We start from the raw sequence: 21,563 nt of genomic DNA on the forward strand, positions 1-21,563 counted from the left end.
GTTTTGAAGAAATTAAGTTTTATTTTATTTGCATTTGTATTAGCAGTTTGTATTCCAATGAATGCATACGCAATGCATATTGCTGAAGGAGCAATTTCATTAAATTGGTGTTTATTTTATTTTGTAGTTGCAGCGCCATTTGTAGTAGTAAGTATAAAGGAGCTTAGAAAATGTATTAAGAGAAATAGTGACATTAAGATGTTACTTGGACTTATGGCTGCATTTATATTTATGATGTCAGCGATGAAATTACCATCAGTTACAGGTAGTTCATCACATCCAACTGGTACAGGTCTTGGAGCAATAATTTTTGGACCAAGCGTAGTTGTTATATTATCAGTAGTAGTTTTATTATTCCAAGCTTTATTATTAGCTCATGGTGGATTAACTACTTTAGGTGCTAATGTTTTATCAATGGGTATTGTAGGACCTCTTGTAGCATTTGGTATTTATAAATTATTTAAGAAAAAGAATACTACAATTGCAGTATTTTTAGCATGTGCACTTGGAGATTTAGCTACATATGTTGTAACTTCAATACAATTAGCACTTGCATATCCGTCAAGTGTTGGAGGATTTGTAGCATCAGCTGTTAAATTCATGGGAATATTCGCTGTTACTCAAATACCACTTGCAATAGTAGAAGGTATTATATCAGTAATAATATATGATTTTGTAAAGAAACATTGTAAAGCAGAACTTTCAGAAATCGAGGAGGGATTACTATAATGAAAAAGAGAAATTTAGTTTTAATAATAATATGTATAGCATTAATAGTAATGCCTTTTGTAGTTAATAGACATGGGGAATTTGCAGGAGCAGATGATCAAGCTGATACGCTTATTGGAGAAATAGATCCAAATTATGAACCATGGTTTGAAAGTTTATGGACTCCACCATCAGGAGAAGTTGAAAGCTTCTTATTTGCTGCTCAAGCTGCTATAGGGGCAGGATTTATAGGATACTTTGTAGGTAAAAAAAGAGGACAAAGTGATAAGGCTAATAAATCTGTACAGCAATAATAGTAGACTAAAAACAATACATCCTATTGAAAAATTATTACTTATATTAATTTCTTTAGTAGGATGTAGTTACACAAAAAATATTTATATAATAATTTTAAATATTTTTTTGTTTGCAGTATTAAATATAATTGCAAAAAATCCATTTGTTATAGTTAAAAAATTTATAGGTGTAGCACTGCTTTTTACAGTGACTACATCTATTACAATGTTATGGCAGGGGCAATCAAAAGATTTAATACTTTTAGTTGTATTAAGAGGAATGAATGGAGCTTTAACATTAAGTTTTTTAGCATTAACAACTCCTATAAATCACATAGTAGCAGTCATGAGTAGATTTGAGTATACAAAAGATATAGCAGATATAATAAATCAAATGGAGAGATTTATTATGTTATTAGAAGATGATGTTAGCTTAACATTTAAAGCTATAAGATGTAGAGCCGGATTTGGTTCTTTTAAAAAAAGTATAAAAGATTATGGGATGGGTTTTGGAGTAATATTTAAAAATCTAATTTCTAGATGGAAAGAGATTAATACGTCTCTAAAAAATAGATGTTACAGAGGAAAACATAATTATAGTTTCAAATTTAAATTCAATAAAATAATATTAAGTTTAGTATGTATTTATTTGATATTATTAGTTGGATTTATTGTTATTTATAAGTAATTAAATAAAAGGGGTGCAATATGATAAATAATATAGTTAATGAGATAAAACCATTAAATGGGGAAATGATGAAAAAGACTAGAGAAAAGGTTGATTCATTAGCAAAACCACTTGGAAGTCTTGGAAAGTTAGAAGATATAGTTGTAAAGTTATCAGGTATTACAGGAGAAATGTATAATGATATCAATAAGAAAGGTATCATCATAATGTCAGCTGATAATGGAGTTGTTGAAGAAGGAGTAGGTTCTGCACCACAATATGTAACACTTGCACAAACAAGAAATTTTATTAAAGGAAAGACAGGAGTTGCATCACTAGCTAAAGCAAACAATACTGACTTAATAGTTATAGATGTTGGAATAAATAGTGATGAAGAAATAGAAGGCGTTATAAATAAAAAGATAAGAAAAGGAACAAATAATCTTTATAAAGAAGCTGCAATGAGTAGAGATGAGGCTATTAAAGCAATAAATATAGGAATTGAAGCAGCTAAAGATGCTAAAGATAATGGATATAGCATAATTGGTGTAGGTGAAATGGGGATTGGAAATACAACAACATCTTCAGCTATTTTACTAGCTATGCTTGATTGCAAATTAGAAGATGTAGTAGGAAAAGGTGGAGGAATAACTAGAGATTCTTTTGAAAAGAAAAAGAAAATAGTTAAAGAATCACTTGAAATAAACAAAGTAAATCCAGATGATCCTATAGATGTTTTATCTAAAGTTGGTGGATTTGATATAGCAGCAATGGCAGGAGTTTTCTTAGGATGTGCATATTATAGATTACCTGTTGTAGTTGATGGATTCATATCAGCAGTTTCTGCCTTAGTTGCAAGTAGAATAAATCCAATGGTTAAGGATTTCTTATTCTCATCTCATAAGTCACTTGAAATAGGATATAACGTTATAATGGAAGAATTAGAGTTAGACCCAATGTTAGATTTAAATATGAGACTTGGTGAAGGTAGTGGATGTCCTATGGCATTTTCAATAGTTGAATTTGCAATATCAATGCTTAAAAATATGTCTACATTCAAGCAAGCTGATATTGATGATAGCTATATTGATGAAATTAGAGGAGAAGAAAATTATATAGTTTAAGGAGAAATATTTTATGGAACTTGGATTAATTCATATTTATTGTGGCGATGGTAAAGGTAAAACTACAGCTGCTATGGGACTTGGAATGAGAGCTGCTGGAAGAAGTAAAAAAGTTTTACTTACACAATTTTTAAAAAGTAATAAGACAGGGGAATTAAACTCAATTGAAAAGTTATCAGAATTTTTTCATGTAGTAAAAGGTGTACCTGCTAAAAAGTTTGTGTGGAATATGAACGAAGAAGAAAAATTAGAAGTTAAAAAAGAACATACAAATAGATTTAGAGAAGTAACTAAAAAAGCTATAGAAGAAGAGTATGACCTTTTAATATTAGATGAAATTATAGCAACAATAAATAGAGATTTCGTTATGCTTAGTGAAGTAATTGATTTTCTAAAGAATAAGCCAAAAGGTTTAGAAGTAGTTATGACTGGAAGAAATCCAAAGGAAGAACTTATAGAACTTGCAGATTATGTATCAGAAATAAAAGCAATAAAACACCCTTATAATAAAGGAATAAAATCAAGAGTTGGTATAGAAATATGATTATATTTATAAGTGGTGGGTCTAAAAGTGGAAAATCAAAAATTGCAGAATTATGGTCAAGTAAATTAAATAGTAAAGATGAAAGATTAGTTTATTTAGCAACTATGAAACCTTATGATAATGAGGACTTGAAAAGAATAGAAAAACATATAGAAAATAGAGAAAAATACAATTTTATAACATATGAAATACATAATAATATAGAAAATGTAGTTAATAATTTAAAGAAAGATGACACTGTACTTTTAGATAGTGTTACTTCATTAGTTACAAACGAGATGTTTTCAAAAGAAGAAGTGAATTTTAACGTTATAGATAAGATATTAAAAGGAATATATGAAATTTCTAAAAGTGTAAAAAATTTAGTTGTTGTTTCTGATTATGTTTTTGGTGATAGCATAGTATATGACAAGTTTACAGAAGGTTTTAGGAAAAATCTTGGAGTTATAAATAGAGAAATAGCAACGAAGTCAGATATAGTTTGTGAGAGTTTATACGAAAATATAATTATATACAAGGGAGAGGAGCTTTTAAAATATGAAAAGCTTATATAATGCAGTTAATATGGCTATAGGTATGTTTTCAATAATTCCACCATTTAAAAAAGTATGGTGCGAAAAGTCTGCAAAACATATAATGAAGATGTTTCCTATAATAGGATTTATAATAGGACTTATATGGTATGGTGTAAGTATTTTATTAGAGAAATTTAATGTTCCAATAATGATTTCATCAGCTATATTACTTAGTGTACCTTTTATTCTTACAGGTTTTCTTCATTTAGATGGATTTATGGACATGTGTGATGCACTTTTGTCTAGAAGACCTAAAGAAGAAAAAATAAGAATACTTAAAGATTCAACAGTTGGTGCTTTTTCAGTAATATCACTAGTTCTTGTATTTTTTATAGAGTTTTCAGCAATTAATTCAATACTTCAAGAAAGAAAAAATACAGCATTTTTAATATTGATTCCGGTTATATCAAGAAGTTTAGTTGCGTATTTTTTAATTACTAAAAAATCAATTAAAGAAAGCTATTTTGGAAAGTTATATAAAGAAGGAACAGGAATAGTAGATAAGATAATATTAATAGGTATATATGTTATTGCACTAATTGTAGGATTTTTTATTAATCATGTATTAGGAATTTCAATTAGTCTAGCTATGGCAATAATAGCAATAATATTAGTTAAAAAAGCCGAAAAAGAATTAGGCGGAGTTAATGGTGATGTATCAGGGTATATAGTTACTTTATCAGAATTAACTGCTTTAATTATTTTAGCAATTATTTAGGAGTTGATAACACTTGGATATTTATTTTGGTGGTGCTTATAACGGAAAACTTAATTATGTAAAAGAAAAATATAAAATAGAAGATAAAGATATTTTTTATTGTAAAGATTCAGAAATAGATTTTTCTAAAAGAGTAATATGTGGAATACATAAATTTATATATTATAATGCTTTAAATAATAAAGAATCAGTTGAGTATTTTAAAACTAACATAGAGAAGTTTAAAGATAAGATAATAATTTGTGATGAAATATCATCAGGTATTGTTCCAATAAAAAAAGAAGAAAGATTATGGAGAGAAGAGACAGGAAAGGTTATGAAGCTTCTTACTCACGAAAGTAATTTAGTCTGTAAAATTTTCTTTGGAATTCCAATGGTGATAAAAAATGAGTAGTATAATTTTATATTTAATAAGGCATGGAAAAACATTTTGTAATGAAAAAAGATTATATTGTGGAAGTAGTGATATAAATTTAAGTGATAAAGGAATAGAGGAACTTAAAGAAAAAAAGAAAACTACTAATTATCCAATATGTAAATTAAATTACACGAGTGGTGCAAAAAGAGCAAATGAAACATTTGAAATTATATATGAAAATTCAAATTATGTTATAAAAGATGAATTTTTTGAATATGATTTTGGTGATTTTGAACTAAAATCTTATGAAGATTTAAAAGAAGATAATAGGTATATAGAGTGGATAATGGATAAGAGCTTAAATGTTTCTTGCCCAAATGGTGAATCCAAAACACAATTTAGAAAAAGAATTAAAGAAGGTCTTATAAAGCTAATTAAAGAAATAAAAGAAAAGAACGAAAATGAAGCTTTAATTCTTTGTCATGGTGGAACAATCGGAACTTTATTAGAGATTTTTTTGAAAGAAAAGGATTTTTATAGTTATCAGCCAAGCTGTGGTGGTGGATACAAATTAAAGATAGATTATACAGAAGATTTAGAAGAAAATATTAAAATAGAAATATTAGAGGAGCTTTAAATAGATGATAGCATTAACACTAGGATTTATTTTAGACTGGATTATAGGAGAACCTAATAATCCATTTCATCCAGTAAGGATTATTGGAAGTTTTGCATGCTTTATTGAAAAAGTTTTTAGAAAAATATTTCCTAAAAATTTAAAAGTTGCAGGATTTTTAGCATGGATTTTTATTGTAATACCAACGTTTTTAGTAGCAACATTAATAGTACATATTTGCAAAGATATAAATAATATATTTGGAATAATAATTGAAGGTATATTAATTTATTTTTGTATATCATCTAAAGGTCTTAAAAGAGAAGGATTAAAGGTTATTAAAATATTAAAAACTGGTGATATAAAAGAAGCAAGAAAGAGACTTTCTTATATAGTTGGAAGAGATACTGAAAACTTAGATGAAAAGGCAATTGTAAGAGCTGTTATTGAAACTGTAGCTGAGAATATGTCAGACGGAATAATAGCACCATTAATATTTATAGGTTTAGGTGGTGCCCCATTAGGACTTTTCTATAAGGCAGTAAATACTTGTGATTCAATGTTTGGATATAAAAATGATAAGTATATTGATTTTGGATATGCATCTGCAAAGTTAGATGATGTATTTAATTATATTCCAGCAAGAATTACGGCATATTTTATAGTAATAGCATCATTTATATTAAGATTAGATACTAAAGAATGTTATAAAATTTACAAGAGAGATAGATATAATCATACAAGTCCAAATAGTGCACATCCAGAAGCAGCTGTAGCTGGTGCATTAAATATTAGACTTGGTGGTGCAAACTATTATTTTGGAAAGTTAGTAGTTAAACCTACTATTGGGGATAGTATAAGAGAAATTCAAATTAAAGATGTAGATAATACTAATAATATATTACTTATAGTTAGTATTTTAGGATACCTTTTTGCTATGCTTATAACTTATATTGAAGGAGTGATTTTATGAATTTAGGTCATGGTGGAAATATAGAAGAAATAGCAAGAACTTATAATATAAAAGAAGAAGACATAATAGATTTTTCTGCAAATATAAATCCTGTTGGGATAAATAAAAATGTAAAAAATGCAATGATAGAAGCGTTAGACAAAGTAGAAAGATATCCAGATATAACGTATCATAACTTAAAAAAAGAAATCAGTACTTTTGAAAATATAGATTATAATAATATAATTCTTGGAAATGGCGCGGCAGAAGTAATTTTTAATATATCTAGAGGATTAAAGCCTAAGAATGCATTAATTATGGCACCAACTTTTGGAGAGTATGAAGATAGTTTAAGATCAGTTGATTGTAATATAAAGTATCATATGCTAAAAGAAAAATTTAAATTAGATGATACTCTATTAAAAGAAATAAATAATGATATTGACATAATATTTATATGTAATCCTAATAATCCAACTGGAGTACTTACTAAAAAAGAATATATAAAAGATGTACTAGAAGTTAGCACAAAGAATAATGTAACTGTAGTTATTGATGAGTCATTTTTAGATTTTGTAGAAAATAAAAATGATTATTCAGTTATAGATTTAACTTCTAAATACAATAATTTAATTATAGTAAAGTCATTAACTAAAGTATTTGCTTTTCCTGGGATTAGAATAGGCTATGGAATTACAGGAAACAATGACTATATAAATTTAATAAATAAGGTAAGTATACCTTGGTCAATTAATGTTGTTGCAAATAATGGTGCAATTTGTGCGTTAAGAGAAAAAGATTATATAAAAGATACGGTTAAGTACGTTAAAGAAGAAAATGACTTTTTATATAAAAACTTAAGAGAGTTTAATTGTCTTAAAGTTTATAAAGGGGCTGTTAATTTTATATTATTTAAAATAGATAAGGATATAGATTTAAAATATGAATTATTAAAATATGGAATTTTAATAAGAAGTTGTAGTAATTATAATGGATTAGATGAAAAATATTATAGAGTTGCAGTTAGAACTAGAAAAGAAAATGAGAAGTTAATAGATTCATTAAAAAAGGTACTATAAAAATGAAAGAAGTTTTAATAATATTAGATGGTTTAATGGAAGAGGCACTTGAAAAAGAAGACTTAAAGAATTTAATACTTGGAAAGTTTTCAAAAGAAGCTACTATAGAGATGACAAACTATACAACTAAAAACAAACAAGTAGATAGCTTAAATTGTATTTTTAAAATATTAGGATATCCTCCAAATGAATATGATTTGGGGGATAGAGCATATTATGAAGCTTTATCTAAAGGTATAAAACTTAAAGAGAATGAAACAATTTTAAGATGTAATATTGTTAAAAAGAATAATGATATATTAGAAGATTTTACAGGTGGAAACTTAGTAGATAATTTAGAAAAAGTTTTAAATAAAATTAATATTAAAGACGGAAGAGTTATACACTGCGATAATTATAAAAATCTTTTAATAATAAAAGATCAAGATTTAAGTATATTAAATAGTAAATGCTATGAACCACATTTTAATGTTAGTAAAAAGATAGAAGATATTATTCCAAATAATAATTTATTAAGAGAAATAATATATAATTCAGCAAGTTATTTTAATAAGAATAATTTAGAAAATAGAATTCTTTGGCCATGGGGACCTTGCAGAAAAGTTAATATAGAATCATTTAAAGATAAACATAAAAAGACAGGTACATTAATTAGTGGAATTGATTTAGTTTGTGGAATGGGAATTGCACTAAATATGAATTCAATTAAACCTAAAGGGTGTAACGGATATTCTAATACATCACTTACTTCAAAACTTAAAGAAGGTCTTAAAGCTTTAGAAAAAGATGATATTGTAATTATTCATGTAAATGGACTTGATGAATTAGCACATACAAAAAATTATTATAAAAAATTAAAATTTATGGAAAAGATACAATCAGAATTAATAATACCTATGATAGAGAGCTTAAAAAATAAAGGTAATTATAATATGATAATTACTTGTGATCATAGAACAGATTCATCTACAGGTAATCATGAATCATTAGATGTACCTAGAATAAATATTAAAATTTAAATTTTAAAATGGGAGAAGAAATTATGACTAAAAAAATTATGCTACTTGGAACAGCATCCTCTGTTGGGAAAAGTACTATTGCCACAGCATTTTGTAGATATTTTAAAGAAAAAGGATATAATGTTGCACCATATAAAGCATTAAATATTTCATTAAATTCATTTGTTACAGAAGAGGGAGACGAGATAGGAAGATCTCAAGTTGTTCAAGCTGAAGCGTGTAATATTAAACCAAAGGAATATATGAATCCTATTCTAATGAAACCTAGTGGAAACTTTAAAACTCAAGTTATAGTAAGAGGAAAAGTATATTGCAATATGGATGCTTATAAATACGAAGATTTAAATAAGTATTTAAAAGAAGCTGCAAAGGAAGCTTTTATAGATATAAGTAAAGACCATGATTTAATAGTGCTTGAAGGATCAGGAAGTTGTTCTGAGATAAATTTAAAGAAAACAGATATAGCAAATATGCATACAGCAAAAGTTACAGACTCAAATGTAATATTAGTAGCAGATATAGATAGAGGTGGAGTTTTTGCATCAATAGTTGGAACTTTAAATGTATTAAGTGAAGATGAAAGAAAAAGAGTTAAAGGTATTATAGTTAATAAATTTAGAGGAAAGAAAGAATACTTTAAAGGTGCTATGAAGCAAATAGAAGAAATGACTGGAGTTAAAGTATTAGGAGTTATGCCACACTTTAAATTAGATATTGAAGAAGAAGATGGTGCTACAGATAACATAAAAAACACTAAAGGAGAAGGTGTTGATATAGCTGTTATAAGACTTCCTCATATGTCTAATTTTACTGACTTTAATTCATTAGCTATAATGGAAAATGTTAATGTTAGATATGTAGATAATATAGCTGATTTAGAAGGTGCTAACATGATTATTATTCCAGGAAGTAAAAATACAATTGAAGATTTAAAATTTATTAAAGAGAATGGATTTAATCATGCAATAAACTATTTTAAGCATAGAGGATCATTAATATTTGGTATATGTGGCGGATACCAAATTCTTGGTGATGTTATAAAAGATCCACTAGAAGTTGAAGGAAAGGCTTCAGAAGAAGAAGGTCTTAAATTACTAGATATGTGGACATACTTTGAGAAAGAGAAAACTACTAAGCAAGTTAATACAAAAGATATATACGGAAATGAAGTTTCAGGATATGAAATACATAATGGAGTAAGTATATGTACAAATGAAGCTAATGTATGGATTAGAGATAATGAAGGAAATGTAGTTGGAATGAAGAATGAAGACTCTACAGTATATGGAACATATCTTCATGGAATATTTGATGAAGGAAACTTTAGAGTAAATATAATAAATAAACTTAAAGAAAAGTTAGATATTAAAAAAGATAATGATATTGACTATGCAAGTTATAAAATAAAGCAATATGACAAGTTATGTGAAATATTAAAAGAAAATATAGATATGGAATATGTAGAAAGCATACTATAAATTAAAATAGCTAAGTATAATTTTAAAATTATACTTAGCTATTTTTTAGTTTATATGGTCACTTTGGAAACCTTCACGTTTAATAGAATGTTTCTTATTTGTTCTATTATGATTTTTACCTTCTTCGCTTGTTAAAGGTGTTTGATGATTGCATTTTGCCATTCTAACACTCTTTTTATCAACTTGACTATCTTTTGCCATATTTTCACCTCCAGTAACTTAGTTACTTTTAGTATTAGTAAATATGAAGAAAAAAACACAAGAAAAGAAAGGGAAAAATTAATTATCTACTTGTCTTATAAATGGTCTTTTACTTAATGTAAGCCATAAGCTTAAACTAATTAATGTAACTATAATATACATAGTTCCAATTGCAATTATTTTATTTCCAACATTTAAAGTTATAAGTATCATACCTATACTTCCCATAATAGTGTTAGTAAAACTAAGAAGTGATGATGCAGAACCTATATTATCATCTTGTTGTGCAAGCATTAATGTTGTACTAGGTGGTTTAAGCATATTACCAAAGAACATGGCTGGTATTATTGATAATGCAAACGCTAGTGGTGAATGATTACCAAATACAATTAAAAGAATACCACTTAATAGTACAATTAAAAAATCAACAGTAATAATTGTACGACTTTTAAATTTATTTGATAACTTTACATAGAACATAGGTCCTAGAACTAAAAATATAGCTGTTGATGAATAGAAATAACTATATAATTGGTCATTTAAATGAAATCCATCAATGTAAATGTATGATGATGTACTTATATAAGCCATCATTGGAAGCGCAGTAATTGTAAAGATTAAAACTAAAAGTGAAAAACCTGGGTTTTTAGAAACAGTTTTAAGCTTTGAAAAGACTTCTAAAATATTTCCATCATTATAATTAGTTAAAGTCTCAGTAACTAGAATACTACCTATTATACCTAAAATACTAACTATAGATAATACCCAGAATATTCCGTGCCATGATGTATATTTTAATATTAATGATCCTATAGTTGGAGCAATAACTGGTGTTGTCATTGCAATTGATTGAACTAATGCAAGCATTGCAGTTAGCTTTTTACCTGTATAAACATCTTTCATCATAGCAGTTGATACAGAAACTGCAGAACCACTACCTAGTGCTTGAATGATACGTGATATTACAAGGGTTTCTACACTATTTGAACATGCACATAAAAAGCTACCAATACAGTAAGTTATCATTCCAATTAATAATATACGCTTTCTTCCATATTTATCGCTTAAAGGTCCCCAAAAAAGCATACCAATAGCATAAAAAATAAAGAAAAAAGTTATAGTTAAATTTAAAATCTGCTCAGTTGTATGAAATGTTGTTATCATTTTAGGTAGAGCAGGTAAGTAAAGGTCAGTAGACATAGGAACAAAGGCACTTAAAAATCCTATAAAGATAATGAATCCTTTATTACCTAATATCTTTTGCTTAATACTTAAATCATTTTTTTCTTTTGTATCCATTAGATCTCCTTTAATTATCTAATTAAAAGCATATTACATATTAAAAATAAATAATAAATTTATAGCATAAAGAAATGATAATATTAATTAAGTTAAAATGTCAATGGAATGAAAAGTATATTTGTATTTATGTAGTTTTATGTAAAAATATTCAATTAATTTACATAAATCCGAATAAAAATAGAATTTATTATTAAAATATATTTATAGATGAGTTATTTTGATATATACTGTTATGTGTCTAAACTTTTTATAATGAAAATATTATATAAAATAAATGAAAAGGGGAGAAAGAAATGAGTGAATTTAATCATGAACTTGGACTAATAGCATTAGAAAGTTGTAAAGAATTAGGTAATGCTGTTGATAAGTACATCCAAAATAAAAGAAACTTTGATAAAACATATTTAATACCAACAAATGAAGTAAGATTCTCTAATGGAGAAGGTAAAGTTAAGATTTCAGAAAGTGTTAGAGGAAAAGACATTTACATATTATGTGATATTGGAAACTATAGCTGCACATATAAAATGTTCGGTTTTACAAATCACAAAGGTCCAGATGAGCATTTCCAAGACATTAAAAGAACTATATCAGCTATAAAAGGAAAAGCTGCAAGAATAACTGTAATAATGCCACTTTTATATGAATCAAGACAACATAGACGTAAAGGAAGAGAATCTCTTGATTGCGCTTTAGCACTTAGAGAACTTGAAAGCTTAGGTGTTGATGAAATAATCACATTTGACGTTCATGATCCTAATGTACAAAATGCAGTACCATTACTATCATTTGAAAACATATATCCAACATACGATATAGTAAAATCACTTATTTCAAACGAAGCCACTTTAGAGCTAGATAAAGAAAAATTACTTGTTATAAGCCCAGATACTGGAGCTATGGATAGAGCAATCTATTACTCAAGCGTATTAGGAGTTGACGTTGGATTATTCTACAAGAGAAGAGACCATTCTTTAGTAGTTAACGGTAAGAACCCAATAGTTGAACATGAATACATGGGAAGAGACGTAGCAGGAAAAGATGTATTAATAGTTGATGATATGATAGCATCAGGTGAATCAGTACTTGATATAGCAGTAGAATTAAAGAAAAGAAATGCTAGAAACGTATATGTTGCTACAACTTTTGCATTCTTTACAGAAGGACTTAATAAATTTAAGGACTACTATGAAAAAGGAATAATAGCAAAAGTATATTCAACTAACTTAACATATGTACCAAAAGATTTAAGAGAATCTAAATGGTTCAATGCTGTTGATATGTCAGAGTTCTTAGCTAGAATTATAAATAGATTAAATCATGGACAATCAATTGCTAAGTATATGGATGCAACTGAAGTAATTAATAAGTTATTACAAGAAAATAAGCTATAATATACTAAGTAAAAGCCACGAATTTTATAAATTCGTGGCTTTTATTTGTATTTGGAAAACCACTTGCTATGCAAGTGTGTTCAGATAAGCTTTAGCGATGTATTACGCAAAAAAACCTCCATTTGTTAAAATAGAATTAGGTTCGCAGCCAAATTCAATAACAAAAGGAGGCATCCATAATGGATAGTAATAGTTTATCACATACAAAATGGAATTGTAAATATCACATAGTTTTTGCGCCAAAATACAGGAGAAAAGAGATATATGGAGAAAAGAAAGTTGAGATTGGAAAGATATTAAGACAACTTTGTGAATGGAAGGGTGTTGAGATAATCGAAGCGCATGCTTGCGTTGATCACATACATATGTTGGTTGAGATTCCACCTAAAATTAGTGTATCAAGTTTTGTGGGTTTTTTAAAAGGTAAAAGTAGCTTGATGATTTTTGAGAGATTTTCTAATTTAAAATATAAATATGGAAGCAGGCATTTTTGGTGTAGAGGTTTTTATGTTGATACAGTAGGAAGAAATAAAAAAGCGATTGAAGAATATATAAGAAACCAAGAAAGAGAAGATATGATAGCAGATCAGATAAGTATAAAAGAATATATTGACCCTTTCAAGGGTAGCAAGTAACAGAAAACATGCGGCTGGCGGACCTTTTTAGCGTCTTAAGACGCAATTGCAAGTAAGGTGCCCTTATAGGGCTTAGGAAATACCACCAGCTAAGCTGGTGGATTTTTATTATAAATTTAAATACATAAAGATACCTAACTTAAATTAGATATTAAAAATCTTTATATTATATAAAATAATGCTATTTCTCATAAAAAAAATATATTTGTATAATTAAATTGTTTTTAATATTAGCAAAGAATAATTACACAAACTGGAGATGAGAGAGATTAATTATGTAGTTTTTAAAGACTTAATTAAAAGATACAAAGGAAGTAACAAAAATGTTATAGAGAATTTTAATTTATCTATAAATAAGGGTGAGTTTATTGTAATTGTTGGTTCAAGTGGAAGTGGAAAATCTACTCTTTTAGAAATGATATGTGGTTTTGAAGAGATAACAGAAGGAACAATATCAATAGATAATAAAATTATAAATGATATAGAGCCAAAGGATAGAAATTTATCTATGGTATTTCAAAATTATGCATTATTACCTCACTTAACTACATATGAAAATATAGCTTTTGGAATGAAAATTAGAAAGGTAGCTAAAGAGGAAATACATAAAAAGGTAATGTGGGCAGCTAAGATTCTACATTTAGAAGAATACTTAAATGTAAAGCCAAAGAAATTATCTGGAGGACAAAGACAGAGAATAGCATTAGCTCGTGCAATTGTTAGGGAACCAAAGTTATTTTTAATGGATGAACCACTTTCAAATTTAGATGCAAAATTAAGAAATGAAACTTGTAATGAGATAGTATCATTACATAAAAAGATAAATGCAACAACAATTTATGTTACTCATGATCAAACAGAAGCATTAACGATGGCAGATAGAATAGTTGTTTTAAATGATGGCATGGTTGAACAAGTAGGAACGCCTAAGCAGCTATATATGAATCCAAGTAGCATATTTGTAGCAACATTTCTTGGTAAGCCTAAAATGAATTTATTTAATATGAAAATAAAAGATAATAGGTTAATATTAGAAAATACTATTGATATAGGTTATTTTAATCAATTTGATATATCAAATAAAGATGAATATATAATTGGATTTAGAGCCGAAGATATACTAATTAGTGGAGAGCATGATTCATCTATAAAGGCCAAAATTAAGAAGATAGAGTATTTAGGAAGTGAAACAATTCTTTATTTAGATTACAAAGGAATAGAATTTACAACTAAAACTTATAAAATAAAAGACTTTAAACTAGAAGAAGAAATTAATATTAGCTTTAATTTAGAAAATGCTAATATTTTTAATAAATATACTAAAAGGAACATAAGGGGAGAAGAATATGAAGAAAAAGATAATTAGCATGATGATAATGCTACCACTTTTACTTACAGGGTGTGCAAAAGAAAAAACTACTACAGATGGGGAAATAGGAGGAACTATTACAGTAATTACAAGTAGAACTGATGCTGATAAGTTATTTGAAGAAATGGAAGCAGAGTTTAAAAAACTGCATCCTAAAGTAGAAGATATAATTTTTGAATCATCAAGTGATTATGATAATTACATAACAACACGTATGAATACAAAAAATTACGGAGATGTTTTATTTGTACCATTTAGTATGAATGCAACTCCAAATGAATATGAAAATTACTTTGAACCTTTAGGTAAAGTTGATGAATTAGAAAAGAAATACATAGATGTAACAGAAGCTGATTATAATGGTGTATCTTATGGTATACCAGCAGCACTTAATTCTCTAGGAATTATATACAATGAAGATGTGTTAAAAAAAGCTGGAGTAGAAAAGATGCCAACATCATTAGAAGAAATGGTTGAAGTATGTGAAAAAATTAAAAAGAATACTGATGCAATTCCATTCTATACAAACTACAACAACACACTTGGAGTTTGGGGAGGAGCTTTAACTTCTTATGGTGGAGAGCAATATAGATCAGAAATGCTTAAAAAAGGAACAGCATTTAAAGAAGGACAACCTATAAGACAAGTTATGGATTTATTCTATACATTATCTTCAAAAGGTCTTACTGAAAAAGATCCAATTACAGGAGATTATGCTAAGTCACAACAAATGCTTGCAGATGGAAAAGTTGCAATGTTTATGATGGGATCACAAGAATTACCGGATATCGAAAAGTTAGTTACAAACGGAAATAAAATAAATATAGCACCATTCCCAGTAAAATTTAATGGACAAACAAGTATTCCATTTGGAGCGCCAGCTGTAGTTGGAGTTAATAAAAATAGTGAAAATAAAGCTACTGCAAAAGCTTTCTTAGAATTTTTAGTATCTGATAAAAGTGGATATGCAAAAGAGTTTGGCGGAATGTCACCAAATAAGGAAGATTTAAATGAAGAACAACAAAAAATCTTCAAAGAAAATAATGTAATATTAACAGTTCCAACAGAAAAACCAGAAGATGATAAGTTATATAGTACTATAGCTAATGAAGTTGGAGTAGGAAGACTTACAGATGTATTACAAAAAACAATAAATATAGGTTTATATCCAAATCAAAATGAAAGTTATGATGAATATATAAATAAATTAGAAGCAAAATGGGAAAAAGCTATAAAGAATAATGAGAAATAGTACTCTAAAAAAAGAAAGAAAGATTATTTTTATCTTTCTTTTTTTTCCAATCTTATTATTAATTTTATTTGGATTTTTGCCTATAATATCTTTAATTAGCTATAGTTTTACTTCGTGGAATGGATTATCAACTACAAAAGAATTTGTTGGATTTGATAATTTTTTTAAGATACTTACAGATTCTAGTTATTTAGAAGTATTTAAAAATAGTTTTTATTACTTTATATCTGGTGTGTTACAAATCATAATTGGATTAAGCTTTGCAATAATATTATCTTTTAAGGTTAAATTTAAAGGATTTTTTAAAGCAGCATTTGTATTTCCTTGCCTTATAAGTGGTGTTGCAATATCTATGATGTTTAGAGTTTTTTTCTCACCAGATGGAACTTTTGATCAAATATTAACTTCTTTAGGACTTGCAGATATTATTCATTTTTGGCTTGGTGATCCAAGGTTTGTAAACTATACTTTAGCAAGTATATCATTATGGAGATTTACTGGAATGAGCTTTATTATGTATTTTGGAGCAATTCAGTCTATACCTAAAGAATATTTAAAGTGTGCTGAAATTGAAGGAGCATCAATTTTACAAAAAATTAGATATGTTATATTACCAAACATACACACAGTAATAAAGATAAATTTTATTCTTCTAATTGTAGGATCAATTTCTGTATTTGAAATACCTATGATAATGACAAATGGATCAAATGGGACAAGTACATTTTTACTTATGACAATGAAGACGGCATTTGAAAATAAGCAAATAGGTCTTGCATCTAGCATGGCGGTTATAATAACTATTTTAATTGTAGTTATGACTCTAATACAAAAGAGGGTGTATAGAAATGATGAAGATGAATATTAAGAAAGTAAGTTTAAAAATAATTAAATATATTGCCTTGATTTTATGGTTACTTATTTTATTTACACCTATTATAACTGTATTCTTTGGTTCTTTTAAAACTTATAATGAGTTTACTAATACAGCAGGAATAACGCCACCTGAGAACTTTTTTAATTTCTCAAATTATAAAGAAGCATTTATAAATGGAAAGATGTTAGTTGGATTTTTTAATACATTTATATTAATTCTTTTTGGAGTAGGTGGAAGTGTAATAATTGGGTCAATGGTAGCCTTTGCCATAAATAGATTTGATTTTAGAGGTAAAAAAATAATTTTATTTATGTATTTATTAGTATCAATTGTTCCGATGGAAATATCACAAGTTGCAACTTTTAAGATTATTGATGCAATGGGAATATATAATACAAGACTTGCACCTATAGTTCTATATTTAGGAGCAGATGTTCTTATGGTGTATATATATCTTCAAATGCTTGAAAAAATTCCAAAAGATATAGATAAAGCAGCAAGGATTGAGGGAGCAAGTTATTTTAAGATATACTGGAAAGTTATTTTTCCATTACTTAAGCCAGCAACAGCAACGGCTTGTATGATAAAGATAATTTCTATATATAATGATTTTTATATACCGTTTCTTTATATGCCTGGAGAAAAATTAAATACAGTATCTACAACTCTATTTAGATTTATTGGACCATCTAGGACAGATTGGCAAATTATATGTGCTGCAATAGTAATTAGTATGATACCTATGATTATATTCTTTTGTTTTCTTCAAAAGCATATATATGGGGGCATAACATCAGGGAGTATTAAATAATGAGAGAAAATAATTTTTTAAAAAGAGTATACACAGTGATGGAAGTGAGAACTGGTTTTGCAACTGGACTACCTGTTTTAAGTGGTGGCTTATTTGGAGCTTATCTAGCTGGAAAATTAGATATAGTATTATTAGTCCTTATGTTTATATCAGGATTTAGTTTTAATATAGTATCAAATATAGCAAACGAAATAAGAGCGTACTTAAAAAATGAAGAAAGTGAAGAAACAATAACAGGACATAAAGGAAGTGAAGGACTTGTTAGGGGAGATGCTAAGCTTAAAGATGCAGTTATTGCTCTTATATTTATGCTTGGACTTGGAGGAACATCGGGTCTTCTTATAGTTTTTATAACTAAAAATTTAGTTATATTGTTAATAGGAGTTTTAAGTGTGTTAGCAGCTATATGTTATTCTCTAGGACCTAAGCCATACATTATATACCCAGTAGGAGAACTTGTATCTGGAACTTTTGTTGGGTTTATAAGTTGTTTTGTGTCTAGTTACATTCAAAGTGGAAAAGTAAGTATAGAGATAATACTTTATGCATTTATTGCAATGATAATGACCATATTTTTAATGTCTACTAACAATACGTCAGATTATGATAAAGATATGGGAAGTAGAACTACTCTTCCTCACGTTATTGGGTTTAGAAATTCAATTAAGATAATAATACCAGAGGCAATAGTTATGATAATTTTTTGGTGCGTACTATTTTTTATAGGAAGTGTACCATTTATAATGTTTCTTACAGGGCTTATAACTTTTTATTACTATGGATATATACGTTGGTATAAGGATTATTACAAAATAAAAGAAGTTTATAAGGAGATGGGAAGAGAATGGGGGCCAAGACCCTTATTATTAATATATAGTTTTCATATATTAATTTCATTAGAATTTTTAATTATGATAATAAAAAAATAGGAGAAATTATGAGTGCAATTAATTTAAGTTTAATAAAGAAAAATCCATTAACTTTACAAGCTATTATTGCAAAGAAGATGGGGATATTTGAAAAGTATGGTGTAGAGGTTAATTTAAATATACAGGAAGATTTTAATTTCGGAGGCAAGAATCCATTTTTAGAAGGAGAGTCTCATGCTTTAATGGGAGATATAACTTTCTTTTTTTACATGCTTAAAAGAGGAAAGAAGTCAGTTATAACTTCTAATTTAACTCGTACAATAAGTCTTTTAATAAGCAAAGATGCACCGAAAGACTTAAAGGGGTTAAGAGTTGGCGTAAATAGAGCTGGGATGTTTAAATTATTTTTAGAAAATGACTTAAAAGATAAATTAGAAGATGTAGAAATTGTTTGGATTAATAATACTTATGATAGAATCAAAGCACTAGAAGAAGGCAAAATTGATGCTTTAGTTGCTATTGAGCCTTTTATTGATGAACTTATAGATAAAGGGCATAAAAAAATGTGGAGTTTAAGAGAAAGTGATAAAAATTTAGTTATGTGGTGCTTTGAAGAATCATTTTATAAAAGAAATAAAGAATCAGTAAAGAACTTTCATAAAGCTTTAGAAGAAGCTAAAAGAATATTTAATGAATCTAGCAAAGAAGAAAAAATAAACATAGCTACAGAATGTGCAGGATATAATTTAGAGGCAGCTAAAAGATTAGGATATTTTAGTTTTGAAAAATGCGAAGCATTTAGGGAAGAGGACTTTAATCTTTGTCAGGAATGGATGTACAGAGAAAAAGATATTGATAAACTATATGATGCTAAAGAGTTAATAATTAAAGATACATTTATTTAAACTAATAAGACCAAAGCAGAATTTGAGAATTTGCTTTGGTCTTTTATAATATAAATTTAATCAAATTTTAAATAAGATATTTTATTTAAATGAGATAATAAATAGTTTGCAGATATCCCAACAAATATTCCAGTACCTATTCCAGCTATTGATAATATAGGTAGGTAAAGAAATACTCCTATATTTTTAAGAATAAGTGATGCGACTATAAGTTGACCTATATTATGAAATACAGCAGCTGCTGCACTTACCCCTATTATGGATACGTATTTTCCTCCAAGTTCTTTAACAATAATAATTATAATAAAGCTTAAAATACCTCCAGAAGCACTATACATAAGAGTTGAAAGACTACCTCCTAGCATAGTTGAAAGTAATAATCTTAAAAATAGTACAGTAAAAGCTTCTTTATAACTACCTAAGGTATATACAGCTATCATTATAACAAGGTTTGCAAGACCAAGTTTTGCACCAGGCGTTATAAATGGCATAGGAATCATACCTTCAATAATAAATAGTATTAAGGCCATTCCAACAAGTAAAGACATATAAATCATTTTATTAGTTTTATTAAGCTTCATAGTTTTTAATGTGAAAGTATAATGTCATCATCATTACTTTCATCTCCTTTTATTTCTATTATTAATTCATGTGGCAGACATACTAAAGTTTGAGATACTTTAGAGATTTCACCTTGCTTTATACAAAGTTCATCTTTGCAATCTGCATCTATTATTTTAATAGTATTATTTCTTATTAATATTTTATTAGTCCCCTTAGAAGTAGTTATATCAATTATTTTCTCTCCTTTAAATGATGAAAGTGGAATGTTTTTATAAAGTTTTCCCGAAACTTTAATACTTGCATAAGTTGAAGAATAGTTTTTATAAAGTTTACTTCCTAATATAAAATGTGGAGTAAAAGACAAAATAATAAGAAATATTATAATAACAATATCTAATTTCTTGAAAATCTTCATAGAAAATTTCTCCTAAGTAATATAATTGAACTTTTTAAAAAGTTATAATTAGATTTTAAAATATAAGAAAAGAAAGGGGTAATAGAAAAAAATTATACTGTATAAAAAAGATATATTAATATTAAAGTAGTATTTCAGTGTATAATCCATCTTGAAATGATTATAAATTTTTTATGTTTTTTAGGAGGATAAGTTATGAAAAGAAGATTAGTAGCAATATTATGTACAGCAGTATTATCATTATCACTTGTAGCTTGTGGTTCAGGTGAAGAAAAGAAAGATACATCAAAAGAAGGAACTACAACAAGCACTGAGTTAAAAGATGGTACTTATGAAGCTGAAACTAAAGAAGCTGATAAAAATGGTGGAACAGCTAAAGTTAAAGTTGTTATTAAAGATGGAAAGATAACAGAAGCTAACTACAACGAAATGACTAAAGACGGAAATAAGAGAGAAGACGAAGCATACAACAAAATGATGCAAGAACAAGCTGGTACTAGCCCTTCAAAATATGAAGTTGAAATAGAAAAGAAAGTTGTTGAAAAGCAATCAGCTGATTTCGATGCAGTAACAGGAGCAACTTCATCATCAGATAAAGCTAAGCAATTATTTAATGCAGCTTTAGATAATGCTAAAGCAGGAAAAACTGAAAAAGCATCAGTAGAAATAAAAGAAGCTAAATAATTTAATTTATAAATATTAAGCCATGAATGTAATTATGATTACATTTATGGCTTTTTTGTTTTAAATAAATAAAAGTATAGTTAAAAATTTAACTATATATCAAAATTTCCAAAAAAAGAAACAAAATTGTTGAAAAATGGTGATAAAATAT

The 21,563-nt window shown here is 27.3% G+C and carries 26 protein-coding genes; 22 read left to right on the plus strand and 4 right to left on the minus strand.

Annotated elements, in window-relative coordinates; all coding sequences use genetic code 11:
• Positions 1–3 precede the first annotated feature (3 nt).
• The 13 genes from ACZ5TJ_RS04590 to ACZ5TJ_RS04650 are packed head-to-tail and all read left to right on the plus strand — an operon-like array spanning position 4 to position 10,134.
• Positions 4–729 (plus strand): energy-coupling factor ABC transporter permease, encoded by a 726-nt coding sequence (locus tag ACZ5TJ_RS04590; RefSeq protein ID WP_464201618.1) that lies wholly within the window; start codon positions 4–6, stop codon positions 727–729.
• On the plus strand, positions 729–1,022 hold the full coding sequence (locus ACZ5TJ_RS04595) for an energy-coupling factor ABC transporter substrate-binding protein (protein ID WP_464201619.1): 294 nt from the start codon (positions 729–731) through the stop codon (positions 1,020–1,022). The genes ACZ5TJ_RS04590 and ACZ5TJ_RS04595 overlap by 1 nt, the downstream gene beginning before the upstream one ends.
• Positions 991–1,692: an energy-coupling factor transporter transmembrane component T family protein gene (locus ACZ5TJ_RS04600; protein ID WP_464201620.1), complete on the plus strand. Its 702-nt coding sequence runs from the start codon at positions 991–993 to the stop codon at positions 1,690–1,692. Before ACZ5TJ_RS04595 ends, ACZ5TJ_RS04600 begins: the two co-directional genes overlap by 32 nt.
• Before the next feature lie 20 nt (positions 1,693–1,712).
• Complete coding sequence (cobT, locus tag ACZ5TJ_RS04605; RefSeq protein WP_464201621.1) at positions 1,713–2,795, plus strand: nicotinate-nucleotide--dimethylbenzimidazole phosphoribosyltransferase; 1,083 nt, start codon at positions 1,713–1,715, stop codon at positions 2,793–2,795.
• 13 nt (positions 2,796–2,808) lie between these two features.
• Complete coding sequence (locus ACZ5TJ_RS04610) at positions 2,809–3,339, plus strand: cob(I)yrinic acid a,c-diamide adenosyltransferase (protein WP_464201622.1); 531 nt, start codon at positions 2,809–2,811, stop codon at positions 3,337–3,339.
• Entirely contained in the window at positions 3,336–3,893 is a 558-nt protein-coding gene (locus tag ACZ5TJ_RS04615; protein WP_464201623.1) for a bifunctional adenosylcobinamide kinase/adenosylcobinamide-phosphate guanylyltransferase, read from the plus strand. Before ACZ5TJ_RS04610 ends, ACZ5TJ_RS04615 begins: the two co-directional genes overlap by 4 nt.
• Positions 3,877–4,632 (plus strand): adenosylcobinamide-GDP ribazoletransferase, encoded by a 756-nt coding sequence (locus ACZ5TJ_RS04620; RefSeq protein ID WP_464201624.1) that lies wholly within the window; start codon positions 3,877–3,879, stop codon positions 4,630–4,632. Before ACZ5TJ_RS04615 ends, ACZ5TJ_RS04620 begins: the two co-directional genes overlap by 17 nt.
• A 13-nt stretch (positions 4,633–4,645) precedes the next feature.
• On the plus strand, positions 4,646–5,026 hold the full coding sequence (locus ACZ5TJ_RS04625; RefSeq protein WP_464201625.1) for a bifunctional adenosylcobinamide kinase/adenosylcobinamide-phosphate guanylyltransferase: 381 nt from the start codon (positions 4,646–4,648) through the stop codon (positions 5,024–5,026).
• The gene (locus ACZ5TJ_RS04630; RefSeq protein WP_464201626.1) at positions 5,019–5,627 is read left to right on the plus strand and encodes a histidine phosphatase family protein; all 609 of its coding nucleotides are present in this window, start codon (positions 5,019–5,021) and stop codon (positions 5,625–5,627) included. The genes ACZ5TJ_RS04625 and ACZ5TJ_RS04630 overlap by 8 nt, the downstream gene beginning before the upstream one ends.
• Positions 5,628–5,631: 4 nt before the next feature.
• Positions 5,632–6,579 carry an adenosylcobinamide-phosphate synthase CbiB gene (gene cbiB / locus ACZ5TJ_RS04635; protein WP_464201627.1) on the plus strand — a complete coding sequence of 316 codons (948 nt, stop codon included), beginning with the start codon at positions 5,632–5,634 and terminating at the stop codon, positions 6,577–6,579.
• A complete protein-coding gene (gene cobD, locus ACZ5TJ_RS04640) occupies positions 6,576–7,637 on the plus strand; it encodes a threonine-phosphate decarboxylase CobD (protein WP_464201628.1) in 1,062 nt (353 codons plus the stop codon). The genes cbiB and cobD overlap by 4 nt, the downstream gene beginning before the upstream one ends.
• A gap of 2 nt (positions 7,638–7,639) precedes the next feature.
• Entirely contained in the window at positions 7,640–8,656 is a 1,017-nt protein-coding gene (locus ACZ5TJ_RS04645) for a hypothetical protein (protein WP_464201629.1), read from the plus strand.
• Positions 8,657–8,679: 23 nt separating this feature from the next.
• On the plus strand, positions 8,680–10,134 hold the full coding sequence (locus ACZ5TJ_RS04650) for a cobyric acid synthase (RefSeq protein WP_464201630.1): 1,455 nt from the start codon (positions 8,680–8,682) through the stop codon (positions 10,132–10,134).
• A gap of 45 nt (positions 10,135–10,179) precedes the next feature.
• Here the strand turns inward: ACZ5TJ_RS04650 and ACZ5TJ_RS04655 are convergent, their stop codons facing one another.
• Positions 10,180–10,335 carry a hypothetical protein gene (locus ACZ5TJ_RS04655; RefSeq protein ID WP_171991972.1) on the minus strand — a complete coding sequence of 52 codons (156 nt, stop codon included), beginning with the start codon at positions 10,333–10,335 and terminating at the stop codon, positions 10,180–10,182.
• A gap of 78 nt (positions 10,336–10,413) precedes the next feature.
• The gene (locus tag ACZ5TJ_RS04660) at positions 10,414–11,634 is read right to left on the minus strand and encodes a multidrug effflux MFS transporter (protein WP_464201631.1); all 1,221 of its coding nucleotides are present in this window, start codon (positions 11,632–11,634) and stop codon (positions 10,414–10,416) included.
• Positions 11,635–11,930: 296 nt separating this feature from the next.
• Here ACZ5TJ_RS04660 and ACZ5TJ_RS04665 point away from each other — a divergent pair, with 296 nt between their 5' ends.
• The 8 genes from ACZ5TJ_RS04665 (at position 11,931) to ACZ5TJ_RS04700 (ending at position 19,749) form a co-directional block, all read left to right on the plus strand.
• Entirely contained in the window at positions 11,931–13,031 is a 1,101-nt protein-coding gene (locus ACZ5TJ_RS04665; RefSeq protein ID WP_464201633.1) for a ribose-phosphate pyrophosphokinase, read from the plus strand.
• Between the two features lie 179 nt (positions 13,032–13,210).
• Positions 13,211–13,666 (plus strand): IS200/IS605 family transposase, encoded by a 456-nt coding sequence (gene tnpA / locus ACZ5TJ_RS04670; protein WP_464200147.1) that lies wholly within the window; start codon positions 13,211–13,213, stop codon positions 13,664–13,666.
• A gap of 259 nt (positions 13,667–13,925) precedes the next feature.
• Positions 13,926–15,032 carry an ABC transporter ATP-binding protein gene (locus ACZ5TJ_RS04675; protein WP_464201634.1) on the plus strand — a complete coding sequence of 369 codons (1,107 nt, stop codon included), beginning with the start codon at positions 13,926–13,928 and terminating at the stop codon, positions 15,030–15,032.
• Entirely contained in the window at positions 15,013–16,287 is a 1,275-nt protein-coding gene (locus ACZ5TJ_RS04680; RefSeq protein WP_464201635.1) for an ABC transporter substrate-binding protein, read from the plus strand. Before ACZ5TJ_RS04675 ends, ACZ5TJ_RS04680 begins: the two co-directional genes overlap by 20 nt.
• Positions 16,288–16,363: 76 nt before the next feature.
• Entirely contained in the window at positions 16,364–17,155 is a 792-nt protein-coding gene (locus ACZ5TJ_RS04685) for a carbohydrate ABC transporter permease (RefSeq protein WP_464201636.1), read from the plus strand.
• Positions 17,136–17,975, plus strand: coding sequence for a carbohydrate ABC transporter permease (locus ACZ5TJ_RS04690; RefSeq protein WP_464201637.1), 840 nt, complete (start codon positions 17,136–17,138; stop codon positions 17,973–17,975). The genes ACZ5TJ_RS04685 and ACZ5TJ_RS04690 overlap by 20 nt, the downstream gene beginning before the upstream one ends.
• Positions 17,975–18,904 carry a UbiA family prenyltransferase gene (locus ACZ5TJ_RS04695; RefSeq protein ID WP_464201638.1) on the plus strand — a complete coding sequence of 310 codons (930 nt, stop codon included), beginning with the start codon at positions 17,975–17,977 and terminating at the stop codon, positions 18,902–18,904. Before ACZ5TJ_RS04690 ends, ACZ5TJ_RS04695 begins: the two co-directional genes overlap by 1 nt.
• A gap of 8 nt (positions 18,905–18,912) precedes the next feature.
• Complete coding sequence (locus ACZ5TJ_RS04700) at positions 18,913–19,749, plus strand: ABC transporter substrate-binding protein (RefSeq protein WP_464201639.1); 837 nt, start codon at positions 18,913–18,915, stop codon at positions 19,747–19,749.
• 56 nt (positions 19,750–19,805) lie between these two features.
• Here the strand turns inward: ACZ5TJ_RS04700 and ACZ5TJ_RS04705 are convergent, their stop codons facing one another.
• Positions 19,806–20,297: a Gx transporter family protein gene (locus tag ACZ5TJ_RS04705; protein WP_464201640.1), complete on the minus strand. Its 492-nt coding sequence runs from the start codon at positions 20,295–20,297 to the stop codon at positions 19,806–19,808.
• A gap of 38 nt (positions 20,298–20,335) precedes the next feature.
• Positions 20,336–20,728: a NusG domain II-containing protein gene (locus ACZ5TJ_RS04710; protein ID WP_464201641.1), complete on the minus strand. Its 393-nt coding sequence runs from the start codon at positions 20,726–20,728 to the stop codon at positions 20,336–20,338.
• Between the two features lie 195 nt (positions 20,729–20,923).
• Between ACZ5TJ_RS04710 and ACZ5TJ_RS04715 the strand changes: the two genes are divergently transcribed.
• Positions 20,924–21,412: an FMN-binding protein gene (locus ACZ5TJ_RS04715; RefSeq protein WP_464201642.1), complete on the plus strand. Its 489-nt coding sequence runs from the start codon at positions 20,924–20,926 to the stop codon at positions 21,410–21,412.
• Positions 21,413–21,563: the final 151 nt, after the last annotated feature.

This window comes from Clostridium budayi (assembly GCF_055396605.1).

What these genes read in the sequence shown, in the direction of transcription:
- ACZ5TJ_RS04595 (WP_464201619.1), top strand. Translation starts at nt 729, where the DNA reads ATGAAAAAGAGAAATTTAGTTTTAATAATAATATGTATAGCATTAATA.
- cobT (WP_464201621.1), top strand. Translation starts at nt 1,713, where the DNA reads ATGATAAATAATATAGTTAATGAGATAAAACCATTAAATGGGGAAATG.
- ACZ5TJ_RS04610 (WP_464201622.1), top strand. Translation starts at nt 2,809, where the DNA reads ATGGAACTTGGATTAATTCATATTTATTGTGGCGATGGTAAAGGTAAA.
- ACZ5TJ_RS04615 (WP_464201623.1), top strand. Translation starts at nt 3,336, where the DNA reads ATGATTATATTTATAAGTGGTGGGTCTAAAAGTGGAAAATCAAAAATT.
- ACZ5TJ_RS04620 (WP_464201624.1), top strand. Translation starts at nt 3,877, where the DNA reads ATGAAAAGCTTATATAATGCAGTTAATATGGCTATAGGTATGTTTTCA.
- ACZ5TJ_RS04630 (WP_464201626.1), top strand. Translation starts at nt 5,019, where the DNA reads ATGAGTAGTATAATTTTATATTTAATAAGGCATGGAAAAACATTTTGT.
- cbiB (WP_464201627.1), top strand. Translation starts at nt 5,632, where the DNA reads ATGATAGCATTAACACTAGGATTTATTTTAGACTGGATTATAGGAGAA.
- cobD (WP_464201628.1), top strand. Translation starts at nt 6,576, where the DNA reads ATGAATTTAGGTCATGGTGGAAATATAGAAGAAATAGCAAGAACTTAT.
- ACZ5TJ_RS04645 (WP_464201629.1), top strand. Translation starts at nt 7,640, where the DNA reads ATGAAAGAAGTTTTAATAATATTAGATGGTTTAATGGAAGAGGCACTT.
- ACZ5TJ_RS04650 (WP_464201630.1), top strand. Translation starts at nt 8,680, where the DNA reads ATGACTAAAAAAATTATGCTACTTGGAACAGCATCCTCTGTTGGGAAA.
- ACZ5TJ_RS04655 (WP_171991972.1), bottom strand. Translation starts at nt 10,335, where the DNA reads ATGGCAAAAGATAGTCAAGTTGATAAAAAGAGTGTTAGAATGGCAAAA.
- ACZ5TJ_RS04660 (WP_464201631.1), bottom strand. Translation starts at nt 11,634, where the DNA reads ATGGATACAAAAGAAAAAAATGATTTAAGTATTAAGCAAAAGATATTA.
- ACZ5TJ_RS04665 (WP_464201633.1), top strand. Translation starts at nt 11,931, where the DNA reads ATGAGTGAATTTAATCATGAACTTGGACTAATAGCATTAGAAAGTTGT.
- tnpA (WP_464200147.1), top strand. Translation starts at nt 13,211, where the DNA reads ATGGATAGTAATAGTTTATCACATACAAAATGGAATTGTAAATATCAC.
- ACZ5TJ_RS04675 (WP_464201634.1), top strand. Translation starts at nt 13,926, where the DNA reads ATGAGAGAGATTAATTATGTAGTTTTTAAAGACTTAATTAAAAGATAC.
- ACZ5TJ_RS04680 (WP_464201635.1), top strand. Translation starts at nt 15,013, where the DNA reads ATGAAGAAAAAGATAATTAGCATGATGATAATGCTACCACTTTTACTT.
- ACZ5TJ_RS04690 (WP_464201637.1), top strand. Translation starts at nt 17,136, where the DNA reads ATGATGAAGATGAATATTAAGAAAGTAAGTTTAAAAATAATTAAATAT.
- ACZ5TJ_RS04695 (WP_464201638.1), top strand. Translation starts at nt 17,975, where the DNA reads ATGAGAGAAAATAATTTTTTAAAAAGAGTATACACAGTGATGGAAGTG.
- ACZ5TJ_RS04700 (WP_464201639.1), top strand. Translation starts at nt 18,913, where the DNA reads ATGAGTGCAATTAATTTAAGTTTAATAAAGAAAAATCCATTAACTTTA.
- ACZ5TJ_RS04705 (WP_464201640.1), bottom strand. Translation starts at nt 20,297, where the DNA reads ATGTCTTTACTTGTTGGAATGGCCTTAATACTATTTATTATTGAAGGT.
- ACZ5TJ_RS04710 (WP_464201641.1), bottom strand. Translation starts at nt 20,728, where the DNA reads ATGAAGATTTTCAAGAAATTAGATATTGTTATTATAATATTTCTTATT.
- ACZ5TJ_RS04715 (WP_464201642.1), top strand. Translation starts at nt 20,924, where the DNA reads ATGAAAAGAAGATTAGTAGCAATATTATGTACAGCAGTATTATCATTA.